Raw genomic sequence first — 5,437 nt, 5'->3', positions numbered from 1 at the left:
GGCGACCGCACCTTCCGCTCTGGCCGTGACCGTGCCTGGCATGCCTACTCATGCCACGCGGCCACGGCACTCGGAGATCACGTCAGCTGACGCGAGCTCCGAAAGGTAATTGTCTCGCCTTCATGGCCGAAGGCGTTGCAAGACACACGGAATTCACAGCAAGCCAGTGGGCTGTGTCATTTGCTGTATTTCTCGTTTTGATGTCTCACTGGCTTGCACATTTTATTACTTGCACATCGAAGACGACATCTGGCCTTCGTGGTGTGGTGGCGCCCGGGTTTGTAGCAGTGATCCTTCATGCCAGTGGTAACGCTGGCTCGTAGAGATGAGGAGAATATCCATGGAACGCATTGAACATCACGCCAGCTTCGAGGGTTGGCAGGACGTCTATCAGCATGAGTCGACCGTGCTCGGTTGCACGATGAAGTTCGGCATCTATCTCCCCCCTCAGGCCGAACATAAAAAGCTTCCAGTACTTTACTGGCTGTCTGGGCTGACTTGTACGGAGCAAAACTTCATCACCAAGGCGGCCGTGCAGCAGTATGCCGCAGAGCATGGGATCATAGTCGTCGCCCCCGATACCAGCCCACGCGGGGAGAACGTCGCCGACGACGCGGCCTATGACCTCGGCCAAGGGGCGGGTTTCTACGTGAACGCCACGGAGCTGCCCTGGAGCGATCACTTCCAGATGTATTCCTATGTGGTCGACGAACTGCCGGCGCTGGTCGAGGCTAACTTCCCAGCGTCGTCCAAGCGCAGCATCAGCGGGCACTCCATGGGTGGACATGGTGCCTTGGTCATTGCGCTGCGCAACCCAGGTCGTTATGCGAGTGTTTCAGCATTCTCGCCGATCGTCGCCCCCACGCAAGTGCCCTGGGGGCAGAAGGCTCTGGCGGCTTACCTGGGCGAGCACAACCAGGATGACTGGAAGCGCTATGACACGGTTGAACTGATCCGTACTGCGCAAGAGCGCTTGCCGTTGCTGGTCGATCAAGGGCTGGGCGATGAGTTTCTCGAGAACCAGCTGCGCCCAGAACTGCTGCGCGCCGCCTGTGAACAGGCAGGGCACCCGCTGACCCTCAATCTGCGACCCGGGCATGACCATAGCTACTACTTTATTTCGAGCTACCTGGGCGGACACATGGCCCACCATGCGGCTGCGTTGAATCGCTGAACACTGGAGACCCTGAAGATGAAAAAGACCTCTGACAAACGGCATCATGTCGTCGTCGTTGGCGCGGGTTTCGGCGGGCTGGACGTTGTCAACGGATTCTCCGGCGCCGACGTGGACGTAACGATCATCGATCGCCGCAACTATCACCTGTTCCAGCCCCTGCTGTACCAGGTGGCCGGAGCGTCGCTGTCGACCTCTGAAATTGCCTGGCCGATTCGCTACCTGTTCCGCAACCGTCAGAATGTACAGACGCTCATGGCGGAGGTACAGGGTGTGGATGTCGGCTCGCGACAAGTCCTGCTCGACAACGGTTCGACCGTCGGTTACGACACGCTGGTCCTGGCGACGGGGGCAACGCACGCCTACTTTGGTCATGATGAATGGGAGCCCCATGCGCCCGGCCTGAAGACTCTGGAGGACGCTGCCACGATTCGCGGACGGATTCTCTCCGCGTTCGAGGAGGCCGAACGCTCCAATAATCCGGCCGAGCGTGCCGCACTGCAGACCTTCGTGATCATCGGCGGCGGTCCCACGGGTGTCGAACTGGCGGGCACGATCGCTGAGCTGGCGAAAGACACGTTGGCCCATGACTTCCGTTCCATTGATCCGCGGGCTACCCGGGTGGTGCTGATCGAGGCGGGGCCGCGTCTGCTGCCGGTGTTCCCTGAGAAGCTCTCGGACTACACCCGGCGCGCACTGGAAAAGCTTGGCGTTGAAGTGGCGTTGGGCGCTCCGGTCACCGACTGCTCGGCTGACGGTGTCATCGTTGCGGGCAAGCCGCTTCCAGCTAAGACCATAGTCTGGGCGGCCGGGGTGCAAGCGTCACCCGCCGCTCGTTGGCTGAATGCCGAGGCGGATCGTGCCGGTCGAGTGCTGGTCAGGCCGGACATGAGCGTGCCGGGGCATCCCGAGATTTTCGTGATTGGCGACACGGCGGCATCGGCGATGTCGGATGGCAAGTACGTGCCAGGTATCGCGCCGGCGGCCAAGCAGCAAGGCCAGTACGTTGCCAATCTGATCAAGAAGCGGCTGAAAGGCAAAAGTGTGGATGAGCCGTTCAAGTACAAGCACCAGGGCAACCTGGCCACCATCGGTCGTAGCCTGGCGGTGATCGACATGGGGCGTCTGAAGCTGCGTGGGGCACTCGCTTGGTGGATCTGGAAGCTGGCGCACATCTATTTCCTGATTGGCGTGCGCAATCGCTTGAGTGTCGCGCTGAGTTGGGTCTGGAACCACAGTGTCGGTTACCGAGGGTCACGTCTGATCATGCGGTCGACACCGCAGGCCAAGCGTGGGCCCGCCGAGCTGGAACCCAAGTAAGACTGCAACGGTGAATTGATAGTCAGGGATGATTGTCAGTTCCTGCAGGACGTATGCAGCTTCTAGGTAGTGAATGTGAGATCGGCACCTAGCTCGCGTTTGCCGTATATTGTGGGATGGAAACATGAGCTGAATGTGTACCCTATAAGCTAGATTTCACCCGTAGAGTATGCAGCTGGGATAGATGTCGGCGCTTTCGATTCACATCGCTAGCATATTAAAGGTGCACGATCTCCACATTTGGCCATTTGCTCGCCAGGTATTCAGCAACAAGTCGACGGTGACAGTGGTGAGGTTTATTTTCGCTACAAAGGAGGCAGCTGCTGTCCATGATTTCCTTGTCTATATTCTCTATCTTTCTCGATGACATTAATTTTAGGAAGCTATCGGCGTACTGCGTCCAATCACCACCTTTACTTTTGTACTCGTTAAACATGTCTGCTGTGGGTGCCAGCAATAGGAGATGATGGTATTCAATCTCACAGATTTTTTTGGTGAAGTAGTTGAGGTCGTCGCGTTTAGCAAAGCCCGACAGTTGAGATGTATTGTTTAGGCGAACGTCGATTAGGCGCTTAGCACCGGATTCCCCTAGTCTTGTAAAGAATGACTGCGCGGTGGTCTTGGTGAAGCCGATTGTGAATATGCGCATGGTGATCTCTTAGATGGATTTAAGTGATGGTTGAAGTTTTCGTACGTCCAGGTTGAAAGGTTGGAGTGCATATCGGCAGCTAATGTGTATGGTCATGTTGAGTGCTCGGATGTAAAAAGAGCGTACTCTGCCAGGGTATAACTGGCGACGAGGGAGTGTGCCAGGCTGGTAGATGAGGTCACATATGATTGTCAGAAATTTTGAATACCTGTTGGCTCTCTATCGCGAGGGGCACTATGGTAACGCAGCCAGAATCTGTAATGTCTCTCAGCCTACGCTTTCTTCCGGAATTAGACAGTTGGAAAAGGACATGGGTGTCGAGATCGTGCGCCATGGCAGGCGCTATGATGGCCTGACATTGGAAGGGTATCGTGTGTTGGCATTGGCTCAAAAAATGTCTGATGACTGCAGAACCTTAGATCGAGAACTTGCCGCATTGCGAAGTGGATTCGAAGGTGAGTTGCGGCTGGGTATCGTACCGGGGACGACTTCTATATCCCCGATCTTAAGTGCTGCACTTGCTGAAAAATTCCCACTGTTGCAGCAAACTATCAGTACTGCTAGCCCATGTTCATTGCTGCAAGGGATTAAAAGTAATGGTCTAGACGTGGCACTTATGCATCTTGAGAACACTTGCATGGAGGATTTCGATACGCGAGTCCTGCATAAGGAGCGGTTGTTTCTTTTTGGGTGTTTCGGCTTGGAACTTCCTGCAAGCGTAACGTGGGAAGATGTGTTAAGCAGGCAGCTCTGTTTGTTGGCTTCTACTTTCTCAGTTACTGTAGAAAGTAGGCTTGAGCAAAGTAAAATGCGATCTGTTGTAACTGATTCAGTGAGTGTACTGGTCTCGCACATTTCGACAGGTAGATTTTTTGCAGTTCTTCCACAGTCCTTAGCTAATAATTTTTTGCATGTGGCCAATGTCAGGGCGGTTGTGATCACTGGAACGCCATCACACTGCACCATTGCCCTTGTTGCTGGCAAAAATTCATTCGAGTCTGCCTCGGTTCGAGCTTTCTTAGAAGTGGCTAGTAGTCCTGAGTTAGCCATTCCTGTCCGAGCCATAATGTCGATCCATCGCCGACTTCGAGCAAAAGACTAACGGCCGCCCAGGCGTATCGCGCGGCTATCTTGAGCTGGTCGTCCATGAGAGGCTTTGTGAACCAGTTCAGGTCGAAATATACGTGCCACCTTAGCTGTTTAGCACGATCTGCGCTAAGGCTTGGCGGCGCATCAGTGAGACAAAGGCACGAGTTGATTGGATTTTTTGCTCGACTCGGTCAACACTTTAGGGTGTTTGTAGGTGAGCACTCTCGGTGCATAGAGCCCAAAACGTGGTTGCTACCAACTGGAGGCATATTTCACTATCAGTTTCGAGTTGCCGAAAGTTCTGTACCACTAAGGGTAAGGTTCGAGTATTTCAATTGGCTGATACGCCAGTTGAATACCAAGTCGCGATTTGGAGGATTGTCATGTCAAGTGGTAAATTCATTTTGCACTCAAACTATACGCCGGCAGGGGATCAGCCAGAGGCCGTAGCACGCCTGATCTCAGGGATTGAAGAGGGTGCAACACATCAGATGTTGAAGGGTATCACTGGTTCTGGTAAGACCTTCACCATGGCCAATGTGATTCATCGCCTTAAGCGGCCCACCTTGATTTTGGCACCCAACAAGACGTTGACCGCACAGCTCTATAGTGAGATGAAGAACTTCTTTCCTGAAAATGCGGTGGAGTATTTTGTTTCCTATTACGATTATTTTCAGCCCGAAGTCTATATGCCTGGGAGCGATCGCTTCATTCAAAAGGACTCGGCAATAAATGAGCACCTGGAGCGCCTACGTCTTTCCACTACGAAGTCATTGATTGAACGCCGCGATGTCATTGTCGTTGCTTCTGTGTCTTCAATTTATGGATTAGGAGATCCAGACAGCTACCGTGCGCTACAGGTTCGGCTAGCACGCGGAGTAGAAATCGAGCAGGGTGAACTAGTTCGAAAATTGGCTTTGCTGCAGTATGATCGCGTCGATCGGGTTCTGAGGCGTGGGTCGTTTCGTGTGCGCGGGGATATCATAGATATCTTCCCGGCGGACTCAGAGCATAGGGCCATTCGAGTTGTACTGTTGGATGATTATATCGAGTTGGTTCAATGGTTAGACCCTGTTACTGGTAAGTTGTTAGAAGAGGTAGATAGCTACCTGGTCTCGCCTAAGACCTTTGAATCGCCCCTGGTTTCGTAGACACCTCCAAGCCTCATAATGAGGCCCAAATAGGAGGTGCCATGAGTCGTCAGC

At 53.7% G+C, this 5,437-nt stretch carries 5 protein-coding genes; 4 read left to right on the top strand and 1 reads right to left on the bottom strand.

Annotated features, from left to right (window positions below; translation table 11 throughout):
- Positions 1 to 340: 340 nt before the first annotated feature.
- Positions 341 to 1,174, top strand: a complete 834-nt coding sequence (gene fghA / locus EGJ22_RS25570; RefSeq protein WP_028697152.1) for an S-formylglutathione hydrolase — start codon at positions 341 to 343, stop codon at positions 1,172 to 1,174.
- Between the two features lie 18 nt (positions 1,175 to 1,192).
- Positions 1,193 to 2,494, top strand: coding sequence for an NAD(P)/FAD-dependent oxidoreductase (locus tag EGJ22_RS25565; RefSeq protein WP_052155507.1), 1,302 nt, complete (start codon positions 1,193 to 1,195; stop codon positions 2,492 to 2,494).
- A gap of 217 nt (positions 2,495 to 2,711) precedes the next feature.
- Here EGJ22_RS25565 and EGJ22_RS25560 read toward each other — a convergent pair whose 3' ends face one another.
- Positions 2,712 to 3,143, bottom strand: coding sequence for a DUF488 family protein (locus EGJ22_RS25560; protein WP_028697885.1), 432 nt, complete (start codon positions 3,141 to 3,143; stop codon positions 2,712 to 2,714).
- 172 nt (positions 3,144 to 3,315) lie between these two features.
- On the opposite strand from EGJ22_RS25560, the gene EGJ22_RS25555 reads away from it, so the two are divergent.
- A complete protein-coding gene (locus tag EGJ22_RS25555; RefSeq protein WP_305955505.1) occupies positions 3,316 to 4,245 on the top strand; it encodes a LysR family transcriptional regulator in 930 nt (309 codons plus the stop codon).
- A 370-nt stretch (positions 4,246 to 4,615) separates the two neighbouring features.
- Positions 4,616 to 5,383 carry a DEAD/DEAH box helicase family protein gene (locus tag EGJ22_RS25550; RefSeq protein WP_371921053.1) on the top strand — a complete coding sequence of 256 codons (768 nt, stop codon included), beginning with the start codon at positions 4,616 to 4,618 and terminating at the stop codon, positions 5,381 to 5,383.
- Positions 5,384 to 5,437 lie beyond the last annotated feature (54 nt).

The sequence above is a fragment of the Pseudomonas sp. p99-361 genome, from assembly GCF_003935475.1.
In the GTDB taxonomy this organism is placed as follows: domain Bacteria; phylum Pseudomonadota; class Gammaproteobacteria; order Pseudomonadales; family Pseudomonadaceae; genus Aquipseudomonas; species Aquipseudomonas juntendi.
The sequence above is the reverse complement of the archived record's forward strand: the minus strand, read 5'-3'. Positions and strand labels throughout refer to the sequence as shown.